Below are 24,210 nucleotides of genomic sequence, written 5' to 3' on the forward strand. Positions count from 1 at the left end.
AAAGGCCGGCCACCAAACCGGAGAACTAGAGGTAACATATCCAGATGGTTCCAAAGATGTGGTGAAAGTAACAGTTGAAGTAGTTGAGCCACCAAAAGAAACATCTGTAACTAAGCCAGTATCTGAGAGCGTTGATCCTCAAGTTAAAGAAAAAATGCAAGTGGGATTAGGAGAAATGTTAGATCCCGCTAAGGTATTAGCTGATAAAGGATCTCTACCTACTGGCACTCAAGTGAGCTGGAAGACACCAGTAGATACGACCAAAGCAGGATATCAAGCCGGAGAATTAGAAGTGACATATCCAGATGGAAGTAAAGACTTAGTCAAGGTATTAGTAAAAGTAGGGACTGATGCCGATATGTATACACCGATCGGAAAATTAGGAGTTATGGTCAGCTTAAATGCTAAGGTTGCCCCACAACAATTTTTAGACACGGATCGCTTCCCGAAGGATACTCAATTTACTTTTGAAAAAGACTTTGATACTACGAACTCAGGTGAACAAAAAAATATGCTTAAAGTCGTATATCCAGATGGTTCCTATGATGAAGCAGTTGTTAGTGTTAAAGTATATTCCGAGGCTGACCTCTTCACCCCTAAAATGCGTGCTGCTCTTAAAGTGACAAAAGGTACGTCCTTGGCTTTAGATGACTTATTTGATGAAGGATTGCCAACTGATGCCCAAGTAAAATGGCTCGTTTTAGTCGATACGAATAAGGTTGGGACTCAAACCGGTAAACTAGAAGTAAGTTATCGTGATGGATCTAAAGATATGTTAAATGTCGTGGTTGATGTAGTAGAGGCTGATCAAGCACAACGTTTGACAGATGTTTTCCATGTGAATGGTCCTAAAGAAGGTTCCGCTGTAAATAATTGGAAAAAAGTTACAGGTAAACAACATACCGCTGGTGCAAAAAAACATAAAGAAGTTTTACCACAGACAGGTGAACACGAACACGAGTCGACCACTCTTTTAGGGATGATGTTGTTGATGCTATTAGGAACATTCAAGTTTGGTTATAAAAAGAAACACTAAAACTTTAAAATAAGAGCGTAGATTTTTGTATAGCGCATTTTATACCCCTTAAGTAAATGGATGGAAATATCCGTCTAAATACTTAGGGGGTATTTTAGTTGCTAGAATTTTTTAAGAAAAATAACGTAAATATACCAAAAAAATCAAATTGTTCTATATTTAAAGAGTTAAATCGTTGAAAACGCTTAGTTTCAAGAGTAAACTTAGAGTGTATAGGATTTACTATGAAACAATTTTTAGAATGGAGGGATAGAAATGGATATTGTAGATCTAGCGCGTTTCCAATTTGCGATGACAACGGTCTTTCACTTCTTCTTTGTACCATTTTCGATCGGAACGGCCTTTGTAGTTGCAATTTTAGAAACGTTCTACGTACGTACCAAGAATGAGGCTTATAAAAAGTTGGCTAAATTCTGGGGTAATATCTTCTTACTAAGCTTTGCAGTCGGCGTTGTTACCGGTTTGATCCAAGAATTCCAATTTGGGATGAACTGGTCTGACTACTCACGTTTCATGGGAGATATTTTTGGGGCGCCTTTAGCCCTAGAAGCTTTATTGTCATTTTTCATTGAGTCTACATTTATCGGCCTTTGGATGTTTACTTGGGATCGAGTAAAGAAGGGCATGCATTTATTCTTTATGTGGATGGTCTGCTTTGGGACTTTAACGTCTGCGCTATGGATCCTGGCAGCTAACTCATTTATGCAACACCCAGTTGGGTATGCGATCAAGGGCGGTCGTGCCGAAATGGTCGACTTCTTTGCCTTATTGAAAAACCCACAACTTTGGTTTGAATATGGACATGTTATCTTAGCTGCTTTAACTATGGGTGGGGTAGTACTCGCTGGTTTAACTGCTTTCCAAATGTTGAAGAAAGATACGACCAAAGAAGCTAAGGTCCTCTACAAGAAATCAATGCGTTTAGGTTTGTGGATGGCAATGATCTTTTCAGTTGGGACGATCTTAGTCGGTGACTTCCAAATGAAATATCTTGTCACTGAACAACCAATGAAGTTTGCCGCAACTGAAGCGATCTATGAAACTACAGAAGATCCTGCACCGTGGACGGCTGTCGGGATCGCTGATACTAAGAATCATACGGTCAAGTATAAGGTCGATATTCCAGTTCTTTTAAGTTTATTATCATATAATAAGCCATCTGGTTCAGTTAAAGGGATGGATGAGATCAACGCTGAAATGAAGGAAAAATATGGAACCACGATCGATGGGACCAAGATGGATTACATTCCACCAGTAAATACACTTTTCTGGAGTTTTAGAGTGATGGCGGGCTTTGGTGCTTGGATCATCTTAGTTTCCTTTGTCGGTTTATTGATGACACGTAAGAAGAAAGAAACATTGTACAAACGGCGCTGGATGTTATGGGTCTTAGCACTAACGACATTTGTACCGTTTATCGCTAATACAGCCGGTTGGTTTATCACTGAATTTGGTCGTTACCCATGGACAGTTTATGGTCTATTCACGATCCAACAAAGTGTTTCACCAAATGTTTCTGTAACTTCCTTGTTGATCTCAAATATTGTTTACTTCACGCTCTTTACGACGCTTGCCATCGTAATGATCGGTTTAGTAAAACGTCAATTGCAAAACGATCCAACTCAAATGCAAGGCCACGGCTATGCAGATAAGATTTTGGATCCATTCGATAAGGGGGCGTTTTAAATGAGTTTCTTACAAATTTTATGGTTTATTTTGATCGGCGTCCTATTTGCAGGGTTCTTCTTCCTTGACGGTTTTGACTTTGGAGTCGGGATGGCAACGCGGTCATTAGCTCATAATGAAGATGAACGCTCACAAATTATTGAAACGATCGGACCCGTTTGGGATGGTAATGAAGTTTGGTTGATCACTGCTGGCGGAGCGATGTTTGCTTCGTTCCCGTATTGGTATGCAACGTTATTTAGTGGCTATTACTTGATTTTGTTGATGATCTTGTTTGGTTTGATCATCCGTGGTGTTTCTTTTGAGTTTAGAGCGGCGAGTGATCCAAAGAAACAACATATTTGGAGCTCAGCTTTGGCATTAGGTAGTTTGATAGTGCCATTTTTCTTGGGTGTGATGTTTGTTTCAATGATCCAAGGTATGCCGATCGATGCCAATGGTAATATGAGTGCTGGTTTCTTTGATTACTTCAATGTTATGTCAGTTGTTGGTGGTGTGGCTTTAGTCTTATTGACTTATTTACATGGCCTTAACTACATTGCATTAAAGACACTCGGTGATATTCGTGAACGTGCACGTAACTATGCTGCTTTTCTCTACTGGATCTTATATGCTGGCCTAGTAGTCTTTGCAGTCTTGTTATTCTTCCAGACAGACTTCTTCCAAGTCCGTCCGCTCGGAACTTTGATCACAGTGGCTTTGATCGTTTGCTTTGCTGTTTTAGGGCATATTGCAACTTTCAAGGGCAACGAAATGTTAGCTTTCATTTCTAGTGGTTTGACAATGGTCTCATTGGTCGCAATGATCTTTGTAGGTATGTTCCCACGGGTAATGATCTCTAGCATCAGTGATAAGTATGACCTCTTGATCCAAAATGCTTCGTCAACCTCATATACACTGACTGTGATGACGATCGCAACGATCTGCTTGTTGCCATTTGTTTTGGCATACACGATCTGGTCATACTGGATCTTTAGAAAACGGATCGCACTTCCAGTTGTGCACACAGCGGAGGTAGTTAAATAATGGTCGATAAACTGCTGTTTAAACTAGCAGGAATAAGACAGATCATGGTAAAGCTTGCAGGACTCTCGTTTCTGCAAGCTTTACTTATCATAGGGCAAGCTTTATTTTTAAGTGCTACTTTGACTGATCTGTGGTTGGGAAAACCACTAAAGAGTCAAGTATTCAATATTGGTGCTTTTTCGGTCTGTTTTATCCTGCGTCAAGGAATAGATCTGATCGATGCCAAATTATTAGATGATTATGCGCGAAAAAGTGCTAAAGAAATGCGTAAACGATTGTTGGAGAAGATCTTTATTCTAGGGCCTGGAGTGGTCCAAACTCAAGGAACAGGTAATCTGGTGACTTTGACTTTGGATGGGATCTTTCAGGTAGAAAATTACATCAAATTATTATTGAGTAAAATGATGAGTATGGCGATCGTGCCAGTCTTGATCTTGTTAGTAACATTTTGGATGGATATTACTTCTGGGATCATTATGTTGTTGGTGTACCCCTTGATCGTTTTATTCATGGTCATTTTAGGCTTTGCAGCTAAAGCTAAAGCTGACCGTCAATTTTCGACGTTTCAACGTCTATCCAATCACTTTATCGATTCGCTTCGGGGCATTGATACCTTAAAGTATTTTGGTTTGAGTAAACGATATTCTAAGAGTGTTTATCGTTCAAGTGAAAACTTTCGCAAGACTACGATGCAGACTTTGCGTGTAGCTATGTTATCAACTTTTGCGCTTGATTTCTTTACGACTTTATCGATCGCTGTTTTGGCTGTTTTTTTAGGACTAAGATTGATCGATCAGCAAATGTCACTTTTCTATGGCCTATCGATCTTGATCTTAGCGCCTGAATATTTCTTGCCGATCAGAAATTTTGCTAATGACTATCATGCGACCTTAAATGGTAAGAACTCATTTCATGCGATCGCAAAGATCATCCATGCGCCTCTACCTAAAGCTTCTGAAGTCAAGTTGACTTCGTGGCAAGTCAAAGATAGTTTCAAAGTAAAGCAAGTGGGTTTTAACTACGATGAACAAAATGGGATCGCGCCTGTGAGCTTTGCGGTCAAAGGCTATCAAAAAGTTGGGATCATTGGCATGAGTGGTTCAGGAAAAACGACTTTGATCAATTTGTTAAGTGGGTTTTATACGCCTAATACAGGTGGATTTACTGTCCAAGGACATGATCTACCTAACTTGGATCTAGCTGACTGGCGTAAACAAGTCCTTTATATCCCACAATCGCCTTATGTTTTCTCAGATACTTTACGAAACAACATTGCGTTTTATACGCCTGATGTTTCAGATGAAGAGATCTATGAAGCGATCAAAGTGGTCGGCCTTGAGCGTTTAGTTGCTGAGTTGCCTGAGGGTCTAGATACTAAGATCGGGAGCGGAAAACGTGCACTTTCAGGTGGACAAGCCCAACGGATCGCTTTAGCCCGTGCATTTTTGGATAAAAAACGCAAGGTCATGATCTTTGATGAGCCGACTGCACACTTAGATATCGAGACTGAATTGGAATTAAAAGAAAAAATGATGCCACTGATGCAAGATCGTTTAGTTTTTTTTGCTACCCATCGGCTACATTGGATGCATCAAATGGACTATATCTTGGTCATGGATGAAGGAAAATTAGTTGAAAGTGGTACTTATGCGGAACTTTTAGCTAAAAATGGCTACTTCTGTAAGTTGTTAAGTGAAATGAGGGGGGATACAGATGCTAAATAAGTTATCATTTTTTAAAGCTTTGCAACATGATAGCTGGGTCAAGCCGTTTTTGAAGCATTATAAAAAAACACTTTGGCTGGCGATCTTCCTCGGCATTTTAACTTTTATCTGTGCAGGGGGCTTAATGTTTACCAGTGGCTATCTGATCACAAAATCAGCGACACCACCGGAAAATATCTTATTAGTCTATGTTCCGATCGTTTTGACGAGAGCTTTTGGGATCTTTCGCCCCTTATTGCACTATTTAGAACGGTTGACTAGTCATAACTGGGTCTTTAAGATGACCTCAGAGTTTCGGCGTAAGATGTATGATGCTTTGGAACGAGATGCGGTCTTTTTCAATAACAAATATCGCTTGGGAGATATCTTAGGTTTGTTATCAGAAGATGTTGCCCATATCCAAAATCTATATCTGCGGACCCTTTTCCCATATTTTACAGTTTGTGGGCTTTACGTCTTTATCATTGTTGGTTTAGGCGTGATCTCACCGCTGTTTGCTTTGTGGATGCTTGTATTATATGGACTTTTGATCTTTGCGCTTCCCCTTTGGTCGGTTGTTGTCAATGGAGCACGCCAAGAGTACGAAAAACAGCTCAAAAATGCGTTGTACCTTGATCTTACCGATAATGTCTTAGGAGTCTCGGATTGGATCTTTTCAGAACGTGCCAATGATTATCTTAAACGACACGAAGAAAATGAAGCTAAATTGCTTATGACACAAGAAAAGATGCGCAAATTTGAACGGCGCCGTGACCTAGTGGGACAATTTATCTTTTTGGCGATCGTTGTTAGTTTGATCATTTGGGCATCAAGTCGTTTTGGTGGTACTGAGACTGATTCGATCAACTGGATCGCAGCATTTGTGCTCTGTGTTTTTCCGTTGGCGGATGCCTTTATGCCACTGCCAACAGCTGCCCAAGAGACTAACGTGTATTTAGATTCGATCAAGCGTTTAAATGCTTTGCCGAACCCAGAAAAACGCCAAAAAGCACCAGAAGTTACAGCTCCTTATGAACTGCAAGTTAAAGATCTGGTATATGCTTATGCCGATGGTCACCATAATGTGTTGAATGGGGTCAACTTAAAGATAAGTCCAGGGGAAAAGCTGGCAATTTTAGGTCGAAGTGGCTCGGGAAAAAGTACCCTAGCTAGTTTATTGCGAGGAGATCTAACTCCAACAGCAGGGTCAGTGACCTTAAATGCAGTCAAAACGACAGAATTTGGCGATGAGATCGCTAAATATATCGGGGTTATCCACCAAACGCCATATCTTTTCAATACGACTGTAGTCAATAATGTTCGGATCGGTAATGAAGGTGCTAGTGATGAAGAAGTTTGGGATGTTTTAGAGCGAGTAGGCTTGAAAAAATTGATAAAAAAACTGCCTCAAGGACTGGAAACGATGGTCGATGAGGCAGGATTGAGATTTTCGGGTGGTGAAAGACACCGTTTGGCTTTAGCGCGGATCTTACTAAAAGATGCGCCGATCATCATTTTGGATGAACCGACAGTCGGACTTGACCCGATCACCGAACGTGCCTTGGTCAAGACATTCATGGATGTCTTACAGGACAAGACTTTGATCTGGATCACACACCATCTCCAAGGTGTCGAGCATGTAGATCAGATCATCTTTATCGAAGACGGCCAGATCGAGCTACAAGGGGCTCCTAAACAGCTGGCTGACAATAAGCGTTATCAAAAACTTAAACAAGTTGATGAAGGTTATTGATCAGTTAGTTTTCTTCAAAAGGCGTTTGATCAACTTTTCGAGCAAGTCGCGTTTTTGCGAGGCTGGAAGCTGCGAAGTCTGATCGAGCGCTTTTTGTATGAATTTTTCAGCTAGGGCTTTGGCTTTAGTGACGCCGCCGTATTTTAAGACGAGTTGTTTGACAGCTTCCATATCGGCAGCAGTCATCTGCTCTTTTTTAGCTAGATAAGGCATCAATTCGGCTTTATGTTCTTGTAGGACCATTAATAAGGGTAAAGAATAGACGCCAGTTGCAAGGTCTTCCATGACTGGTTTATTTAAATTTTTGCCATCAGAGTAGTCAAGGATATCGTCTAACATTTGAAAACTCAAGCCGATATTTTGCCCGATCCGTTTAGCTAAAGCGACTTGGCGCCGGTCAGCTTCACTGAAATAAGCCCCTTCTTGACAGGCGAGACTAAAGATCGCAGCGGTCTTACCGTTGATATTGCGAAGATAAGTCAAAAAGCTCTGTTCTGTATCAAAACGGGCATTCATTTGGCCGATCTCACCATTTAAGATCTGACGCATCATTTGTGCGTTGACTTTGAGATAAGGCGAGGCGTATAAAGCATCAGCGATCAGATCAAAAAAGACAGTAAATAACAGGTCCCCAGCATACACGGCGACATCTTTTCCAAAAGCAGATTGAATGCTGACTTGACCACGTCGTTTAGGTGAATCGTCAATGATATCATCATGGATCAAAGTTGCAGTGTGTAAAACTTCGATCGAAGCTGCGAGTTTAAGGAGACGTTCATCGGCGATCGTAGTCGAATTTTCCTTGGAAAAGAGCAATAGCAAGGCGGGACGGAGATATTTCCCGCCGTTATTTGCCATCTGTAAGAGAGCGCTTTTAAGTTTAGGATCGTTGACTTCGATCTTTTTTGCGATCAATTGATTGACGATCTGCAGATCATCTTTGACCAACGGATACTGTTGCCAAAAATTTAATTTCATTATTTAGGTTTCCTTCCGACATATTTATCTAGTTTTATTGTACACTATACTGTGAAGACTAAACCAGTACAAAGCGAGGTAATTTGAATGTCACTTAAGGTTTTCCTTGAACTTGTTGAGATCAAGGCCAAGACAGCCAGTGTTTTACCTTTCTTGCTCGGAGTATGTTTTAGTTATTATTATTATCATTCACTTAATTGGGCGAATCTTTTGCTCTTTTTTATCGCAATGTTTTTATTTAACATGTCAGTCGATGCGTGGGATAATTACAATGACTATCATAATGCTCTTGATAAAGAGGAGTACAAACAAAAGACCAATATTATCGGTCGTGAAAACCTATCACCAAGAGAAGTTTTATGGATGTTACTTGGAATGGCTGGGATCGCGACTGTTTTAGGACTAGTATTGGTCGTACGCACAGGGTGGCCGTTATTATTGATGGGGATGTTTTGTTTTGCAGTCGGGATCTTATATTCCGCTGGGCCGCGTCCACTATCGAGTTTACCGGTCGGCGAGTTCTTTTCTGGCTTTACCATGGGTGGAATGATCATGCTGATAAGTATTTATATCAATACTTATCAGGAATTTACGTTTGATCTCTCTGATCTTTGGCGGATCGCCTTATTAGCATTGCCAAATATGTTGTGGATCTCAAATTTGATGTTAGCTAATAATATTTGTGATCTAGCTGAAGATGAGCGCAATCATCGGTATACGATCGTGCACTATTTAGGGAAAAAACGGGCTTTGCAGGTCTATACTGCAAAAAATATTTTGGCGTTGGTCAGTTTATGTTTAACACCATTTATTGGCTTAGCCCCCTATACGGTCTTATTGATCGTTTTAGCACTCCCATTTTTCTACCGGCAAAATAAATTGCTATGGGAAAAACAAGTAAAAACTGAAACTTTTATCACAGCAGTCAAAACTTTAGCTGTAGGTTCGTTTTTACAAGTTATTTTATATCTATTAGGTATCTTATTTAATCTTATTTTTTAACGAGGAGATTTTTTTATGAAAAAAGTAGTTGTTTTAGGTGCTGGATACGCAGGCTTACAAACGGTGCATAAGTTACAAAAGAAAGTCAAGGGGAAAGCTGAGATCATCTTAGTCGACAAAGATGATTATCATTATGAAACAACGGAATTACATGAAGTTGCTTCTGGGACCCAACCGGCTTTGAAGATCACTTATCCGATCGCCGATATCATTGATCCAGCAGTGACGAAATTTATCCAAGATGAAGTAGTAAAGCTAGATGCTACCAAAAAACAAGTGCAACTAAAACAACATGGTATGCTCGACTATGATTACTGTGTCTTAGCATTAGGTTTTGTTTCTGAAACCTTTGGGATCAAAGGCGCTAAAGAAAATGCGCTTGAGATGACAAACATCAAGCAATCATTGGCGATCTATGACCATATTTTAGCTTCGATGAAAAAATACAAAGAAACAAAAGATAAGCGTTACTTACAACTTGTTGTCTGTGGCGCTGGTTTTACTGGGATCGAATTAGCTGGCGCTTTAGCTGAAGGACGCCCAGAATATGCTAAAGTTGCTGGGGTAGCCCCATCAGAAGTTAAGATCACAGTTGTTGAAGCAGCAACGCGTCTTTTACCAATGTTTAGTGAAAAATTAGCTGACTATGGTGTCAAATTAGTTGAAAGCTTGGGGGTTGAACTACTTTGTGGTGCTAAGATCAGCGAAGTGGCACCTGGTGAAGTGGTCTACGAAAAAGATGGTCAGACAAGCTCCTTGAAAGCTGAAACGATCATTTGGACAACAGGTGTTTCAGGTAGTCCCGTTGTTGGTGAATCTAACTTACAAGAACGTCGTGGTCGGGTCGTAGTCACAGATAATTTGACGGATCCAAACTTTGATGATCTTTATATCTTAGGTGACGTAGCGGCCGTGATGGATAAAGAAAGTGGACGTCCATATCCAACAACGGCTCAGATCGCTACTGTGATGGCGGTCTATGCAGCTAAAGATCTCGAATCACAGATCAATGGGAATGGTCATTTGAGTACACCATTTGTTTATAAGAGCAAAGGAACAGTCGCTTCAGTTGGTAATACTCATGGTTTTGGTGTGATCGGAAAATTGGAAGTTAAGGGTTATCCAGCTTCGATGATGAAGAAAATGATCATGAACAAGTCACTCTTTGAGATCGGTGGCTTCAAAGAATTTATTGCTAAAGGTCGCTTCGACTTATACCACTAATTTTTTAAGTAAAGAACGTAGAATCAATTGTCTGCGTTCTTTTTTTGTGCAAATATTCAATAATTAAAAGCAAAACATGCAAGCGCTTTACGTACTTTGGAGTATAATTATGGTATAGCAATGATTATTGGTATTTTTTGATTTATATATGTTGCCCAAGCCTTATTAAAGGAGGTGGAGGTGCATTTTAAATGCACTTATCAATGAAAGTATGTATTTTTTCAACCTGTATCGTTGATCTGCTTTTTCCCAATGTAGGTCAAGCGATGGTCGAAGTTTTAGAGCGTTTTGGCTGTGAAACGGTCTTTCCTAAGGGGCAGGTCTGTTGTGGTCAACCAACGTATAACAGCGGTTACAGTAAGGAAACGATCAAGACATTTTACAATGAGATCGATGCGTTATTAAGTGTGGATGCTGATTACATTGTTGGGCCTTCGGGGTCATGTGTCGGGATGTTAAAGGAATACAAGGATATTTTAAAAGATGATCCTAATTATGCCAAAAAGGCTCAGATCTTACATGATAAGACCTATGAATTCTCACAATTTATCTATCGTGTGTTAGGGGTCTTAGACTGTGGGGCTCAACTAGATGCAACTGCCACTTTCCACCGCTCTTGTCACATGACACGGTTATTAGGTGAGCGGACGGCGCCGTTTGTCTTGCTCGAGCATGTTAAAGATCTTGAGATGATCCCATTGCATAATGTGCAGTTATGCTGTGGCTTTGGTGGAACTTTCTCGGCCAAAGAACCCGAGATCTCCGAAGCGATGGTCGATGATAAGGTCAATAATATCGTAGCTACGAATGCTCAGATCTTGATCGGAGCAGACCAGGCATGTTTGATGAATATTGGTGGCCGGATGAATCGTCGTGGTGAAAAGATCAAAGTGATGCATATTGCAGAAGTTTTGAATCATAATGTCGATCTTTCCCGGGTCAAATACGTCAAGGATACGGATCACCAGATGGTACCAGCTAATGGAAGCGGGGTGTTTTAGATGGGCTTAAAAACAAGTGAACTTTCATTTGACGAACGTGTAAAAAATGCCAAAAAAGACAAATTTATGCGTGCATCAGTGGCTAAAGCCCAAGATGCGCAATTTGAAAAGCGGACACGTGCCCGCGAACAACTGGGCCATTGGAATGAGTGGCGAGAGTTAGGTGAGCAGATCCGTCAGCATGCCGTTAAACATTTACCAGATTATCTTGAAGAATTCAGCGAAAATGTTCAAAAAAATGGCGGACACGTTTATTTTGCTAAGACAGATGCCGATGCAACCGCTTATATCAAACAAGTCGCACGTGAGAAAAATGCCAAAAAAGTCGTTAAATCTAAATCAATGGTCACGACTGAGATCGATCTAGACAAGGAATTGTTGAAGATCCCCGGACTTTCAGTGATGGAAACGGACTTAGCGGAATTTATCTTACAAGAAGACGACTGGGATGAACCGACCCATATCGTTTTCCCGACCTTGCATAAAAATCGCGATCAAGTGCGAGAAGTCTTTCAAAAGATCGGCTATGAGGGCGATAATGACCCTGAAAGTATGGGACGTTTTGCTCGGAGCTATTTACGCAAATATTTTATGGAAGCTGACTTGGGTATCACCGGTTGTAACTTTGCGATCGCCGATAACGGAATGATCAATTTGGTCACTAATGAAGGTAATGCTGACCTCACGATGGCGTTACCAAAGACACAGATCGTTGTCATGGGGATGGAGCGGATCGTTCCCGGGCTAAAGGAAGCAGAAGTGTTGGATAACTTACTTTGTCGTAGTGCGGTCGGTCAGAAATTGACAAGTTATTGTACTTTTAGTGCAGGAAAGCTAGACGATGAGCTTGATGGCCCTGAAGATTTCCACGTAGTCATCGTTGATAATGGCCGTTCTAATGCGTTGAATACAGTTTTTGAACCGATCTTACAATGTATTCGTTGTGGGGCTTGCTTGAATGTTTGTCCTGTTTACCGCCAGATCGGGGGTCAAGGCTATGGTTCGATCTATCCAGGACCGATGGGTAAAGTTTTATCCCCGATCTTAGATGGTTACGAAAACTTTGGTGAGTTACCATATGCTTGCAGTTTATGTGGAGCCTGCACAGAAACATGTCCGGTCAAGATCCCACTGCATGATCTGATCTTGGAACACCGCAAAGTCGAGATGAATAAACTTCATTTAGATCATAGTATGACTAATGTTATCTTTAAGACGATCAGTGTCGGGACTAAGGCTCCGATCCTCTTTAAGGGAGCTTTGATGGGTGAACATTTGGCAATGAAACCATTCTCCAATAAAAAAGAAAATAGTGTTGAGAACCTTTATCCAGAAGGAAAGATCGATAAAGTTCCAAAGATCGCACCGAAGTTGATCCATGGTTGGGTCGATATCAGAGATCTGGCTGAGCCACCGAAGCTAAGGGAAAACTTCCGTCATTGGTACGATCGACATGAAAAAGAACGGAAGCGAGGCGAACAAAATGACTGAAACGATCAAAGCAAATGATCCTAAAAATCGCGAAGAATTTCTAGATCTTATCGCCAAAAAAGCTGATCGTCCCCGCCATGAGCTAGCAAATGATCCGCTAGTATTTATCAATGATCTACCGGAGACGACGCTATCAGGTCTTGACCAAGATGAACTATTAGCCTTAGCCAAGACCAATAGTGAAGCGATCCATGTTGATTTTAAGACAGTACCGGTAGCTAAGCTGAGTGAAACGCTAGCAAATTTCTTACATGAAAAGCAGATCCGTAGTTTAATGTTGCCGACTTTTGCGGATGAGAAGTGGCAAGAATATGGTATTTTAGATTGGCGTAATGCACTAGACCTAGATAAAGTGTATTTTTGGGATGCCAAACGCGGACGAGATAACTTAGTTGATGCTGATCAAAGTGATGCAGCGATCGGTTTTGCTGATTATCTCTTAGCTGAATCGGGGACGATCACAGCTGCAACAGTTAAAGAACAAGGTCGAGGCTTCCATTTCTTACCGACGCATTATTTGGCGATCATTCCCAAAAGTAAGATCTTACCGCGGATGCGTCAAGCAATCGACCGCTATGACGAAGCAATGAAAACTGGTAAACTCAAAACTTCAAATATCAATTTCATCTCAGGTCCGTCTAATTCGGGAGATATTGAAATGGTATTGATCGTGGGCGTCCACGGTCCACTTGATATGACTTATGTCGTTGTAGAAGATCTATAATTACGCAAGAGAGGCTGTTTAGGCCTCTTTTCTCTTGAGTTCAAGTATTAGGCTACTAACGGATTTTTGGCTTGATTAAGCTTGAGAGAAAAAGTATGATTGATATGTAAAAAAATTGTGATGATGTTAGGGTGAAATCGAGTGATCTTGGGGATCGGAAATGATTTAGAATGTATTGATCGGGTCAAGCAGATGTTAGTCAAGTTGCCCAAAACAGCAACTAAGATCTTGACTCCAGCAGAATTAACTGTTTTTTTAGAGCTATCTCCTAAACGTCAGGGAGAGTTTTTGGCGGGACGTTTTTCCGCTAAAGAAGCATACAGTAAGGCTGTGGGAACTGGGATCGGTCAAACTGTCAGTTTTTTAGATATTGAGATCTTAAATGATACTTTGGGCCGGCCGTATTTTTCGCATCATCCCCTAGAAGATGAATGTAATGCATTTATTTCGATATCACATACCAAAGAACATGTTGCCACTATGGTTGTTTTAGAAAAAATCAAGTAAGAGAGAAGATGATCAAAATGGTTGTAGGTTTGCACCGCAACGCTCATGTAAATGTTGATCTAGCTGCGATCAAACATAATATCGCAGTTGAATTAGCTCGCATGGATGAACAACAAGAACTTTTTGCTGTCGTGAAGGCCAACGCTTATGGGCATGGGATCGTCCCCGTTGCTAAAGCTGCAAGACAAGCGGGAGCGACTGGCTTTTGTGTTGCTCTGATCGATGAGGGGCTGGTTTTACGTGAAGCTGGCATCGCTGAAACGATCTTGATCTTGGGTGTTACGCCTGCTAGAGAGGCTACTTTGATGGCTAAATATGATCTTTCAACTGCTGTTGGAGATCTAGAGTTTCTGATCCAGGCACAAAAAAAATTGGCTCAAGCTGGTGCTAAGCTCAAAGTTCACTTGGCTTTAGATACTGGTATGGGACGGATCGGTTTTAGAGATCAAGCTAAATTGAGTCAAGCGATCGATTTTTTGCACGAACACACAGCACAATTTGAATTTGAAGGGATCTTTACGCACTTTGCGACTGCCGATGCTAAAGACCAAGAACACTACAATTACCAGGTGAAAAAATTCAATGAGTTGATGAAAGTCGTAACGACTAGACCGCGTTATGTCCATGTGGCTAATTCAGCAGCTGCGATGTGGCATACAGATTGTGGGGGAAATGTTGTTCGTTACGGTATCACGATGTATGGCTTAAATCCTTCGGGAACAGAATTAAAACTGCCAGAAACTTTCAAGCCAGCGTTGAGTTTAGAAAGTGAATTAGTCGCGGTCAAGCAGTTGCAACCAGGCGATGGAGTCGGATATGGGAAAACCTATACTGCCTCTAAGCCAGAATGGTTAGGCACTGTGCCACTCGGTTATGCTGATGGTTGGTTGCGGCGAATGCAAGGTTATCATGTATTGATCGCAGGCCAACCATGTGAGATCGTAGGGCGAGTGTGCATGGATCAGTTTATGGTACGTCTACCCGATAAATTACCGCTAGGAACAAGGGTGACCTTGATCGGACAAAATGGTGAGCAAAAGATCACGGCACAAGATGCAGCTGAGTATGCGCAAACGATCAATTATGAGATAGTCTGTGCACTATCCGAGCGGTTGCCGCGCTATTACAAATAAAATATACTTTTAAACGCATTTATGTTAAGATTGCGATAACTAATGGTCACGGAGGGCTAGTCATGGTGGAAGATGATTTGAGAAAGAAAATGGCCGTGTTGCAATATCAAAATATTAAGGAATTTTGTGAATTCTATACTATTGAGGTGGAAGAGATAAACGACCATCCCGAATACGCTGAAAGGATCGAAAAGTATCATACAGCTTTGGAAGAATTGATCGATGGTTACGGTCAAATGGGGGGCTTGAATCAAGAAATTTGTGGTATTTTCGGCAGTTGTGATTTCGATGCCGATTATGGATCGGTGAGCTAATAAATAAATTAGAGAGAGTGATCCTATGGTAAAAGAACTGGTTAAAAGAGGAGATATCTTCTATGCCGACTTGTCGCCTGTAGTAGGTTCTGAACAAGGTGGAATGCGACCTGTTCTGATCATCCAAAACAACATTGGAAATAAATTTAGTCCAACAGTGATCGTAGCAGCGATCACGTCGAAGATCTCGAAGCCTAAGATGTTGACCCATGTGGCTTTAAAAGCGGCACCAAAGGGTAAAAAAGGCTTAGAGAAAGATTCGGTCGTACTACTAGAACAATTACGCACTTTGGACAAACAACGTCTCCGGGATAAGATATCCCATTTAGATGATTCGACTATGAGATCGGTCGACTATGCACTCAAAGTAAGTGTAGGGTTGATCGATATACATACACGAAATAATAGCGATAAAAAGCAAGAAAAAACATATAATCGCTAATAAAGAGCGCCGGTCTAGCAGGAGATCGGTGCTTTTTGTTTAAGAGAAGTGGCGCAAAGTTTGATACAATATAGTTAGATGAATTTGTGAGGTGAGCATTGATGGAAAAAGACTTTGAATACCAAAAAATGCTAGCAGGTGAGCTTTATCTAGCTGGAGGTATCTTGCCAGAGCATAAATCAGTCCATGGCAAAAAGATCGCACAACAGATCAATCAAACCCCGATCGCAGATAAAGCTAAATTAAAGGAACTGGTCAAACAGCTTTTTGGAAAAACGGGTGAAAATTACTACGTTACACCACCAGTTTACGTCGATTATGGCAGACATGTGAGTATTGGTGAGAATTTTTATGCCAACATGGATTGTATTTTTTTAGATGTTAACCAGATCACGATCGGTAATAATGTAATGCTTGGGCCACGGGTCGGACTTTATACGGCTGGTCATCCTTTAGATAGTCAGATCAGAAATGAAGATCAGCTCGAGTTTGGTCTTCCGATCGTGATCGAAGATAATGTGTGGCTTGGGGCAAATGCTATTGTTTTACCGGGAGTCACGATCGGTAAAAATACAGTCATTGGCAGTGGAGCTGTGGTAACTAAGGATATTCCAGCAGATAGTGTAGCTGTTGGTAATCCAGCTAAAGTCATTAAAAAGCTGGGAGAAGCCGAGCGTAAATATTGGCAGGCACAAAAAGCCACATATTTAGCTGCTAAAGAAAAATTTAATAGCTTAGATTAGCTTGATAGCAACTGAGTTTTCGGCGATGAAGACGACAGTTGCTATTTTTGTAATAATGGCTCAAGAATTTCGTGGTATAATATTTTTAATAACGAACAAAGGTTTGATTTAGGGGGTAGACGATGAAATTTTTACATACAGCAGATTGGCATATCGGAAAACGACTCCACGAATATCCATTGGTCAAAGAGCAGCAAGATGCTTTAGCTCAGATCGCTCAGATCGCTCAAAAAGAGCAAGTCGATGCAGTAGTCGTTGCTGGTGATCTCTATGACCGCTCTTTACCGAGTGAAGAGGCAGTGACGTTAGTGAATCAAGCCCTAAAGGATTTGAATCTAACAGCAGATCTTCCCTTGTTAGTGATCAGTGGCAATCATGATTCAGCAGTACGTTTAGCGACAGGCCAAGAGTGGTTCAAGCAAACCAAACTATACCTGCATACTAAGTTATCCGAGGCGTTTACCCCGATCGAATTTGAGGATACGCAATTTTTCCTATTACCGTATTTTGAACTTCAAGAAGCGCGTAACTATTTTGCAGATGAAAGCATAAGTGATCTGACTTCAGCGATGAAATTAGTCGTAGCAAAGCTAAAAACTAAATTTGATCCGGCTAAAAAGCAGGTCTTAGTTGCCCATTTTTTTGCAGCTGGCAGTTTACGGTCAGATTCAGAGACTAAGATCGAAGTGGGCGGACTGGATTCAGTGCCAACAAAGCTCTTTAGTGATTTTGATCATGTGGCATTAGGCCATCTGCATGATAAGCGAGCATTGGATCTGCCAACGATCAAATATAGTGGGAGCTTACTGAAATATTCGGTGGCTGAAGCTAATAGTCAAAAAGGCGTTTGGATCGTGGAAACAGAACCTTTTTCGTGTAAATGGATCTCATTAGCTCCACTAAATGATATCTGTTGTTTGGAAGCTTCGTATGCAGAATTGACGACAAAACTTTATCAAACTGTGGCACAAGATGACTATGTAGCGATTGAATTGACTGATGAACATGAGATCATTGATGTGATGAATAAATTGCGCAAGTATTATCCACGGATAGTTGAATTGAAGCGCAAGAAACGTCTGGTCCACACTAAACAAGCTGAAAAGATCGAAAGCAAGAGCCCACTGGAGCTATTTACTGATTTCTTTGTTCAAGCTACTGGTCAAGAACCAACGCAACTCCAGCAAAAATGGGCTAAAGAAAGTCTACTAGAGCTAGAAAAGGAAGGTGAGTAGGGATGCGACCATTAGAATTAAAACTCAAAAATTTTGGACCTTATGTGGATGAGACCGTTGATTTTACCCGCTTTGAGCAGGCACCGTTGTTTTTGATCACGGGTAAGACCGGGAGCGGTAAAACCACGATCTTTGATGCGATGTGTTACGCGCTTTTCAATGAAACTTCGGGTAAGAAACGTCAAGCCTTCCAAATGCGTTCTGATTTTGCTAGTGACAAAAAAGAGACCAGTGTTGAATTTACCTTTGAGCATCAAGGGAAGATCTATTATATCAAGCGCCAGCCAAAACAAGTTTTAGCTGGACGTGGGGGCAAGCCTGTTGAAAAAAAGGCAAAAGTCGAACTGATCTATCCAGGGCCTGCTGAAGAAAAGTTAGCTATCCAAAAGATCCCCGAAGCCAGACGCTTTATTGATGAGCTGTTACATTTGACGGCAGAACAATTTACCAAAGTCATTTTGTTGCCTCAAGGTGAATTTCGCAATTTCTTAGCAGCTGATAGTAAGGAAAAAGAAGAGGTCTTGCGCAATTTATTTGGCAGTGAACTGTTTGAACGCTGGACTGAACAACTCAAGGCAAAATTTAAAGAGCAAAATGCAAAATATCAGCAAAAAGAACAGCAACTAATGCTGAGCATGCAACAAGCTGATTTTTCCAGCGAAACACAGATCCCTGAATTATGGCTCGAACAGATCAAAAGCTGGCTCGAACAAGTCAACGCCCAATTGGCAGAGCAAGCTAAGACCTGGCAGCAAGCTAAAAAAGAAAATGAACGCTTGCAACATATTTTGAGTAAACAAGAAGAGCTTCAAAAAAGTTTTGATCTATTGGAAAAATTACAAGCTAAGCAGGCTGATCTACTAGCCAAAGCCCCTAAACGTGAAGCTTTACGTCAGCAAATAGTCATTTTGAAATGGGCGTTAAAACACCAAACAAACTTTGAGCTATTGGAAAATAATAAGGCCACCCTTGTTAAAACTAAACACGATATCCAAAAAACTGAACAAAGCTATGCAGAGCTAAAAAACGAACAGCTAAGTTTAGCTACTAAATTAGCAAAACACGAAGTTAAGCATAAAGAAATAGCTAACTATCAGTATCAATACAAACAATTGGAGACTAACTTACCACTATATAAAGTTGTTAGTGAGCTTTTGACCGCTCGAAAAGAGGTTGAAGCCAGACAGAGCGTTTTGGTAGCTGAAATTCAAAAAACAACGACGAGCTTGGATAAAAAGCAAGCAAAGCTAGCTACTATCAAAGCAAAACAACACGCGCTCACAGAACTGATCCAGGAAAAAGGCTCGTTGGAAACAAAATTAGAAAAGCTAAAGTATCAACAAGTAGCATTGACCGAGCTTTTGCAAAAGCAAGTGGACTTGGACAAGCGCCAAACTAATATTAAAAATTTGCAAAATGAATTAGCTGATGCAATCACTATCAGCCAAAAAGCTCGGGCTAAGGCTCGTGATCTAGCCAATCAATTAGCGGATCACTATATTTTTGTGGCAGTCAAAAAGCTTCAAGCAGGTAAACCGTGTCCGGTCTGTGGGAGTTTAGAGCATCCATCTCCGGCTAAAGTCAGTGAAGTGGCGAGGATCGATGAAGAACAAGTCGAGCAAGCTAAACAACAGGCCCGTAAACTGGAAGATACAGTTACCGCTTTGCAGGCCCGAATAAATGAGTTCAACGCTGAGACTGTTGAGCGACAAAAAGAATTTGAAACGAAACGGCAGGCCTTTTTTGAAAAATATCCTGCTTTAGAAAAAAGTGAGTTAACTTCTTTAGAGGATAAACTGGCACAAAATAAACACGAATTGATCCAAGAGATCACGATACTTACAGATAAAGAAAAAGAAGCAGCAAGCTTGCAAAAACAACAGGAAACACTGGAGCAAAAAAGTGAACAAGCACGATCAAAGCTGACTGAGTTAAATGAACAAGCACAAGCAGCTCAACTTGATAAGCAAACCTTGATAACACAATTAGCCGAAAAGCAAGCTCAGTTGCCAGCAAAGTATCAGACGGAAAAACAAGCTAAGGCCCAACTAAGAATTTGGCAACAAAAGATAGCCGAGTTTGAAGCGCATTTAGCCGACTTGAATGCACATATAAAACAAACTGAGCAGTCACTAGTGGCAACTGAGACTAAGTTAAATGAAGCAAAACAACAAGCAAAAGAACTACAGCAAGTGATCAGCCAAAGACAGGCTGACTTAGAAGCGGTCTGTGCAGTCAAAAAAGTGACATTAGCGGAATTAAAAGACTTGCTAGCCCAAAGCGTCCAACTTGAACAGTTAGAAAAAGCTTTAGCTGATCAGCAAAAAGAGCTAGACTCTATCAATGGACAAGTGGAGATCCTTTCAAAACAAGTGGCTGGTCAAAAACAGCCTGACTTAGAGCAAACTAATAAGAAATTATTACAGGCAAAACGAACAGAAGCTAAGTTACAGCAGCTGGTCGCTGAGCTAGAGCATAAATATAGTACCAATACCAAATGCTATCAACAAGTAAAATCGCTTTTTGAACAACAACAAGCTGAATTTACACAGTTAGGGCAGTTAAAGGAACTAGTCGATGTTGTTACGGGGAAAGGTGAACAAAAATTGGGGTTTGAGCGTTATATTTTGCAGACCTATCTCAAGGAAGTTTTGCTAACAGCTAATGTGCGGCTAGCTCATTTGACTAATGGTCGCTATGAATTATGCTTAAATGAAGATACTGGACGTGGTGCTTCGAGTACGGGGTTAGAGCTAGATATTTATGATGATAACGCGGGTAAAAGACGTAGCGTCCATACACTTTCAGGGGGCGAGAGTTTCCTAGCTGCTTTAGCCTTAGCTTTGGCACTAGGAGAGGTCATCCAAAAGAAGAGCGGTGGGATCGAGATCGAAGCGTTATTTGTCGATGAAGGTTTTGGTTCGCTCGATCAAGAAGCTTTACGAGTTGCCTTAGAAACTTTGCAAACGATCGAGGGAAAAAATCGCATGGTCGGGATAATCAGTCACGTTACCGAATTAAAGGCGCAATTACCATATCAGTTACAAGTTGTTACTAAAGGTGAGCGAAGTACTTTGCGGTATGTGACGACAATTTAGTTAGATTTGAGGAAAAACGATGCAATATCGTACACATATAACAGTCTCACTGGCTGTAGGCTTGCCAATGCTAGCTGCAGTCGATCAAGTGACATTTATCAATACTGCCGCCTTAGTCTGTGGTAGTGTTTTGCCAGATATCGATCATCCAAGGTCATTTATCGGTAAGCGGAGTCAAGTTGTTAGTAAAGTAGCCAATAAAACATTAGGTCATCGTGGAGCGACACATTCGTTAGTTGTGGCAGCCGGAGTCTACTTACTGGCTTTATTTATTGCTAAAGCATATTTAGCGAGCGCAGCGATGCATTTACCTTTTTGGCTACTGATCGGCTACCTTTTACATTTAGTCGAAGACAGTTTCTCCAAAAATAGTATCCATTGGTTTTGGCCTTTTTCTAAATTCAAGCGAAGTGCACGTAAACGATTATTTTATTATCGAACAGGGCATGTGAGTGAGTATTTGATCTTGGGCTTTGCGCTATGCCTTTTACTGATCGAGTTGAATTTACTATGGTCAGGACATCTAACAAGTTTATTTGATCATGGTTTTGCAGCTTCACTTAAGCTGTTGATAGCTAAGTTACAGCTTCTTCTTTTACCACGTTGAAATACTAAATACTTGACATGAAAAAGTAGTTGATGATTTTTTTTTTAAAATAGCGTATCATCTAAGTGAGAAGTCAACAAGAAAGGACAGGCTATATATAATAGCGCGGGTGGAGCCAATGAAAGATCAATCATTATTAGTATCTTCAGCACAAAAGTTAAAGCAACACGGAATAAAATCAACACCACAACGCCAAGCGATCTTAGCGTATCTGATGTGTTCAGATGAACATCCGTCGATCACGATGATCCATCAATATCTGCAAAAGCAAGATATCAAGGTGAGTTTGGCGACTGTGTATAATACCCTCGAATTGTTAGCAAAGGCTGATCTAGTATCTGAAGTGGCTTTGGATAGTGCGGGGCATGTGAGGTATGATTATTTTGCTAACCCCCACTATCATTTGATCTGCTTAGAGTGTGGTAAGATCGAGGATATTTTTGATGACACTTACTTAGAATTAGAAAAACTGGCTCAGGCTCAAAGTGACTATGAGATCGTTAATAGTCGCTATGATGTGTATGGTATTTGTCCAGAATGTCAGCAAAAGAAAGCTAACACATAAATTTTCTGGAGTAAGTAGCCGGTTTTGTGCTATAATCAATCAAGATATTTTATTATTTGCGATGAAGTAGAAAGTAGCAGATCTCATCCCTATCACAGAGAGCCACTAGTGCTGGAAGGTGGCATATATGTTTTTTGCGAAGTACACTATGGAGCAACAACGGGTCATTCCGATATCGATGACAGAGTTGGTTACATTTTATGTAGCAATCTGGGTGGTAACGCGGAAATTAATTCGTCCCTGATGATTTTTCATCGGGGACTTTTTTTATTAAAAGGAGGATCTTAAATGGAAAATATTTTAGAAGAATTAAAATGGCGGGGCGCTGTCAACCAAGTTTCAGATGAAGCTGGTTTAGAAGAGTTATTGGCTAAAAAATCGATCGGTGTTTATTGTGGTGTCGATCCGACTGGTGATAGTTTGCATATTGGACACTTGATCCCATTTATGATGTTGAAACGATTCCAAATGGCTGGCCATCGTGCGCATATCTTGATCGGTGGTGGTACTGGTTCGATCGGTGATCCATCGGGTAAGAAGTCAGAACGGACTTTGCAAACAATGGAACAAGTTCGTCACAATGAAGAAGCTTTGACAGGACAAATGAAGGCTCTCTTTGGCAAAGATAATATCACGATCGTTAATAACTATGATTGGTTAAAAGAGATCAGTTTATTAGATTTCTTGCGCGATTATGGTAAATTGTTCAACGTTAATACGATGTTGAATAAAGAAGTTGTTGCTAGCCGTTTAGAAGTAGGGATCTCTTATACTGAATTTACGTACCAGATCTTGCAAGCGATCGATTTTCATCATTTGCTAAAGACAAAAGATGTGCAACTTCAGATCGGTGGGGCTGATCAATGGGGCAATATCACAGCTGGGATCGATCTGATCCACAAAATGGAAGGTTCAGATACGCAAGCATTTGCCTTGACGATCCCATTGATGTTGAAAGCTGACGGGACAAAATTTGGTAAAACAGCCGGTGGTGCAGTGTGGCTTGACGCAGAAAAAACAACACCGTATGAATTCTACCAATTCTGGTTGAATCAAGACGATCGCGATGTTGTTAAATACTTGAAGTACTTTACTTTCTTGGACGAAGCTCAGATCGCCGAATTAGAAAAGAAACTTGAAGAACATCCAGAATTGCGTGAAGCTCAAAGATGCTTAGCAAAAGAAGTGACCGAATTTGTTCACGGAAAAGAAGCGGTCGTGCAAGCTGAACACATTTCTAAGGCACTCTTCTCAGGTGAAGTGAAAGCTTTAACTGCTGCTGAGATCGAGCAAGGCTTTAAGAATATGCCGACAGTTGAGATCAGTTCTGAACCGGAAAACATCGTTGAATGGCTCGTTAATACAGGAATCGAAAAATCTAAACGTCAAGCTCGTGAAGATGTAACTAATGGAGCGATCTATATCAATGGTGATCGAATTCAAGATCTGGATGCAATGATCGATCCAGCAGCAAACTTTGATGGAAAATTTGTGATCGCCCGTCGTGGTAAGAAGCGTTATTTCTTGGCTCGTGTAACTAAATAATTTTTAAAAAATCTGCAGATTTTGTGTCTGCAGATTTTTTTTGAAAAAAATTTTCTGCGGAAAATGTAAGTGTTTTACTGAGTAAAAAACTATTTTTTGGTCAAAGAGATGCTGATTTATCGAGTAAAAAACGAACAATAATATTTAGGCGTGATTTATGTTCGTTTTTTAAATGGGAGAAAGTGAAATTTTATGCAAAAAAATTTAAAAGTAGGGTTGACGTTTAAGCTAAAAGTGAGTATAGTAGTTCTTGTCATTGAGATGTGATCAAACATTTCAAATCGCTTAAAAATTAATTCAAAAAACTTGTTGACATTGAGATGCAAGTTTGGATATAATAATTAAGTCGATAAGACATGACGATGAATTTTTATTCAAGATAATGAATAAAAATTGA

At 40.6% G+C, this 24,210-nt stretch carries 21 protein-coding genes and 1 other annotated feature; of the genes, 20 read left to right on the plus strand and 1 reads right to left on the minus strand.

All coding sequences use genetic code 11. From position 1 onward, the window contains the following. The 5 genes from LMU01S_RS06655 to cydC form a co-directional block, all read left to right on the plus strand. A partial coding sequence (locus LMU01S_RS06655; protein WP_156470393.1) for a Rib/alpha-like domain-containing protein occupies positions 1 to 1,036 on the plus strand: 1,036 nt, incomplete at its 5' end. Between the two features lie 255 nt (positions 1,037 to 1,291). Continuing rightward, positions 1,292 to 2,722: a cytochrome ubiquinol oxidase subunit I gene (locus LMU01S_RS06660; RefSeq protein WP_056960241.1), complete on the plus strand. Its 1,431-nt coding sequence runs from the start codon at positions 1,292 to 1,294 to the stop codon at positions 2,720 to 2,722. Then, positions 2,723 to 3,748: a cytochrome d ubiquinol oxidase subunit II gene (cydB, locus tag LMU01S_RS06665; RefSeq protein ID WP_056960243.1), complete on the plus strand. Its 1,026-nt coding sequence runs from the start codon at positions 2,723 to 2,725 to the stop codon at positions 3,746 to 3,748. After that, positions 3,748 to 5,472, plus strand: coding sequence for a thiol reductant ABC exporter subunit CydD (gene cydD / locus LMU01S_RS06670; protein WP_056960245.1), 1,725 nt, complete (start codon positions 3,748 to 3,750; stop codon positions 5,470 to 5,472). Before cydB ends, cydD begins: the two co-directional genes overlap by 1 nt. Continuing rightward, on the plus strand, positions 5,462 to 7,204 hold the full coding sequence (gene cydC / locus LMU01S_RS06675) for a thiol reductant ABC exporter subunit CydC (protein WP_056960247.1): 1,743 nt from the start codon (positions 5,462 to 5,464) through the stop codon (positions 7,202 to 7,204). The genes cydD and cydC overlap by 11 nt, the downstream gene beginning before the upstream one ends. Here the strand turns inward: cydC and LMU01S_RS06680 are convergent, their stop codons facing one another. Next, the gene (locus LMU01S_RS06680; protein ID WP_056960249.1) at positions 7,205 to 8,182 is read right to left on the minus strand and encodes a polyprenyl synthetase family protein; all 978 of its coding nucleotides are present in this window, start codon (positions 8,180 to 8,182) and stop codon (positions 7,205 to 7,207) included. Positions 8,183 to 8,269: 87 nt separating this feature from the next. Between LMU01S_RS06680 and LMU01S_RS06685 the strand changes: the two genes are divergently transcribed. The 15 genes from LMU01S_RS06685 (at position 8,270) to tyrS (ending at position 23,813) form a co-directional block, all read left to right on the plus strand. After that, positions 8,270 to 9,184 carry a prenyltransferase gene (locus LMU01S_RS06685; protein WP_056960251.1) on the plus strand — a complete coding sequence of 305 codons (915 nt, stop codon included), beginning with the start codon at positions 8,270 to 8,272 and terminating at the stop codon, positions 9,182 to 9,184. A 15-nt stretch (positions 9,185 to 9,199) separates the two neighbouring features. Further along, positions 9,200 to 10,408: an NAD(P)/FAD-dependent oxidoreductase gene (locus LMU01S_RS06690; RefSeq protein ID WP_056960252.1), complete on the plus strand. Its 1,209-nt coding sequence runs from the start codon at positions 9,200 to 9,202 to the stop codon at positions 10,406 to 10,408. Between the two features lie 203 nt (positions 10,409 to 10,611). Next, the gene (locus LMU01S_RS06695) at positions 10,612 to 11,409 is read left to right on the plus strand and encodes a (Fe-S)-binding protein (RefSeq protein ID WP_169795907.1); all 798 of its coding nucleotides are present in this window, start codon (positions 10,612 to 10,614) and stop codon (positions 11,407 to 11,409) included. Beyond that, a complete protein-coding gene (locus LMU01S_RS06700) occupies positions 11,410 to 12,900 on the plus strand; it encodes a LutB/LldF family L-lactate oxidation iron-sulfur protein (protein ID WP_056960256.1) in 1,491 nt (496 codons plus the stop codon). Beyond that, positions 12,893 to 13,624 carry a LutC/YkgG family protein gene (locus LMU01S_RS06705; RefSeq protein WP_056960258.1) on the plus strand — a complete coding sequence of 244 codons (732 nt, stop codon included), beginning with the start codon at positions 12,893 to 12,895 and terminating at the stop codon, positions 13,622 to 13,624. Before LMU01S_RS06700 ends, LMU01S_RS06705 begins: the two co-directional genes overlap by 8 nt. Before the next feature lie 141 nt (positions 13,625 to 13,765). Continuing rightward, entirely contained in the window at positions 13,766 to 14,131 is a 366-nt protein-coding gene (gene acpS, locus LMU01S_RS06710; protein ID WP_056960261.1) for a holo-ACP synthase, read from the plus strand. 17 nt (positions 14,132 to 14,148) lie between these two features. After that, entirely contained in the window at positions 14,149 to 15,264 is a 1,116-nt protein-coding gene (gene alr, locus LMU01S_RS06715; RefSeq protein ID WP_056960263.1) for an alanine racemase, read from the plus strand. Between the two features lie 62 nt (positions 15,265 to 15,326). After that, on the plus strand, positions 15,327 to 15,578 hold the full coding sequence (locus LMU01S_RS06720; RefSeq protein ID WP_056960265.1) for a hypothetical protein: 252 nt from the start codon (positions 15,327 to 15,329) through the stop codon (positions 15,576 to 15,578). Positions 15,579 to 15,603: 25 nt separating this feature from the next. Next, positions 15,604 to 16,020, plus strand: a complete 417-nt coding sequence (locus LMU01S_RS06725) for a type II toxin-antitoxin system PemK/MazF family toxin (RefSeq protein ID WP_056960267.1) — start codon at positions 15,604 to 15,606, stop codon at positions 16,018 to 16,020. Positions 16,021 to 16,121: 101 nt separating this feature from the next. Continuing rightward, positions 16,122 to 16,763, plus strand: coding sequence for a sugar O-acetyltransferase (locus LMU01S_RS06730; protein ID WP_056960269.1), 642 nt, complete (start codon positions 16,122 to 16,124; stop codon positions 16,761 to 16,763). Positions 16,764 to 16,885: 122 nt separating this feature from the next. Beyond that, entirely contained in the window at positions 16,886 to 17,998 is a 1,113-nt protein-coding gene (locus LMU01S_RS06735; RefSeq protein WP_056960271.1) for an exonuclease SbcCD subunit D, read from the plus strand. A 2-nt stretch (positions 17,999 to 18,000) separates the two neighbouring features. Beyond that, a complete protein-coding gene (locus LMU01S_RS06740) occupies positions 18,001 to 21,096 on the plus strand; it encodes an AAA family ATPase (RefSeq protein WP_056960273.1) in 3,096 nt (1,031 codons plus the stop codon). A 19-nt stretch (positions 21,097 to 21,115) separates the two neighbouring features. Next, positions 21,116 to 21,703, plus strand: coding sequence for a metal-dependent hydrolase (locus LMU01S_RS06745; RefSeq protein WP_056960275.1), 588 nt, complete (start codon positions 21,116 to 21,118; stop codon positions 21,701 to 21,703). A gap of 118 nt (positions 21,704 to 21,821) precedes the next feature. Then, entirely contained in the window at positions 21,822 to 22,268 is a 447-nt protein-coding gene (locus tag LMU01S_RS06750; protein WP_056960277.1) for a Fur family transcriptional regulator, read from the plus strand. Between the two features lie 52 nt (positions 22,269 to 22,320). Continuing rightward, positions 22,321 to 22,513 (plus strand) — a binding site (T-box leader). Between the two features lie 43 nt (positions 22,514 to 22,556). Beyond that, entirely contained in the window at positions 22,557 to 23,813 is a 1,257-nt protein-coding gene (gene tyrS / locus LMU01S_RS06755) for a tyrosine--tRNA ligase (RefSeq protein ID WP_056960279.1), read from the plus strand. Positions 23,814 to 24,210 lie beyond the last annotated feature (397 nt).

Source organism: Ligilactobacillus murinus DSM 20452 = NBRC 14221, assembly GCF_001591685.1.
GTDB lineage: Bacteria > Bacillota > Bacilli > Lactobacillales > Lactobacillaceae > Ligilactobacillus > Ligilactobacillus murinus.

Excerpts from the sequence above, each read along its gene's own strand:
- LMU01S_RS06660 (WP_056960241.1), top strand. The coding sequence starts at position 1,292 with ATGGATATTGTAGATCTAGCGCGTTTCCAATTTGCGATGACAACGGTC.
- cydB (WP_056960243.1), top strand. The coding sequence starts at position 2,723 with ATGAGTTTCTTACAAATTTTATGGTTTATTTTGATCGGCGTCCTATTT.
- cydD (WP_056960245.1), top strand. The coding sequence starts at position 3,748 with ATGGTCGATAAACTGCTGTTTAAACTAGCAGGAATAAGACAGATCATG.
- cydC (WP_056960247.1), top strand. The coding sequence starts at position 5,462 with ATGCTAAATAAGTTATCATTTTTTAAAGCTTTGCAACATGATAGCTGG.
- LMU01S_RS06680 (WP_056960249.1), bottom strand. The coding sequence starts at position 8,182 with ATGAAATTAAATTTTTGGCAACAGTATCCGTTGGTCAAAGATGATCTG.
- LMU01S_RS06685 (WP_056960251.1), top strand. The coding sequence starts at position 8,270 with ATGTCACTTAAGGTTTTCCTTGAACTTGTTGAGATCAAGGCCAAGACA.
- LMU01S_RS06690 (WP_056960252.1), top strand. The coding sequence starts at position 9,200 with ATGAAAAAAGTAGTTGTTTTAGGTGCTGGATACGCAGGCTTACAAACG.
- LMU01S_RS06695 (WP_169795907.1), top strand. The coding sequence starts at position 10,612 with ATGAAAGTATGTATTTTTTCAACCTGTATCGTTGATCTGCTTTTTCCC.
- LMU01S_RS06700 (WP_056960256.1), top strand. The coding sequence starts at position 11,410 with ATGGGCTTAAAAACAAGTGAACTTTCATTTGACGAACGTGTAAAAAAT.
- LMU01S_RS06705 (WP_056960258.1), top strand. The coding sequence starts at position 12,893 with ATGACTGAAACGATCAAAGCAAATGATCCTAAAAATCGCGAAGAATTT.
- alr (WP_056960263.1), top strand. The coding sequence starts at position 14,149 with ATGGTTGTAGGTTTGCACCGCAACGCTCATGTAAATGTTGATCTAGCT.
- LMU01S_RS06720 (WP_056960265.1), top strand. The coding sequence starts at position 15,327 with ATGGTGGAAGATGATTTGAGAAAGAAAATGGCCGTGTTGCAATATCAA.
- LMU01S_RS06725 (WP_056960267.1), top strand. The coding sequence starts at position 15,604 with ATGGTAAAAGAACTGGTTAAAAGAGGAGATATCTTCTATGCCGACTTG.
- LMU01S_RS06730 (WP_056960269.1), top strand. The coding sequence starts at position 16,122 with ATGGAAAAAGACTTTGAATACCAAAAAATGCTAGCAGGTGAGCTTTAT.
- LMU01S_RS06735 (WP_056960271.1), top strand. The coding sequence starts at position 16,886 with ATGAAATTTTTACATACAGCAGATTGGCATATCGGAAAACGACTCCAC.
- LMU01S_RS06740 (WP_056960273.1), top strand. The coding sequence starts at position 18,001 with ATGCGACCATTAGAATTAAAACTCAAAAATTTTGGACCTTATGTGGAT.
- LMU01S_RS06745 (WP_056960275.1), top strand. The coding sequence starts at position 21,116 with ATGCAATATCGTACACATATAACAGTCTCACTGGCTGTAGGCTTGCCA.
- LMU01S_RS06750 (WP_056960277.1), top strand. The coding sequence starts at position 21,822 with ATGAAAGATCAATCATTATTAGTATCTTCAGCACAAAAGTTAAAGCAA.
- tyrS (WP_056960279.1), top strand. The coding sequence starts at position 22,557 with ATGGAAAATATTTTAGAAGAATTAAAATGGCGGGGCGCTGTCAACCAA.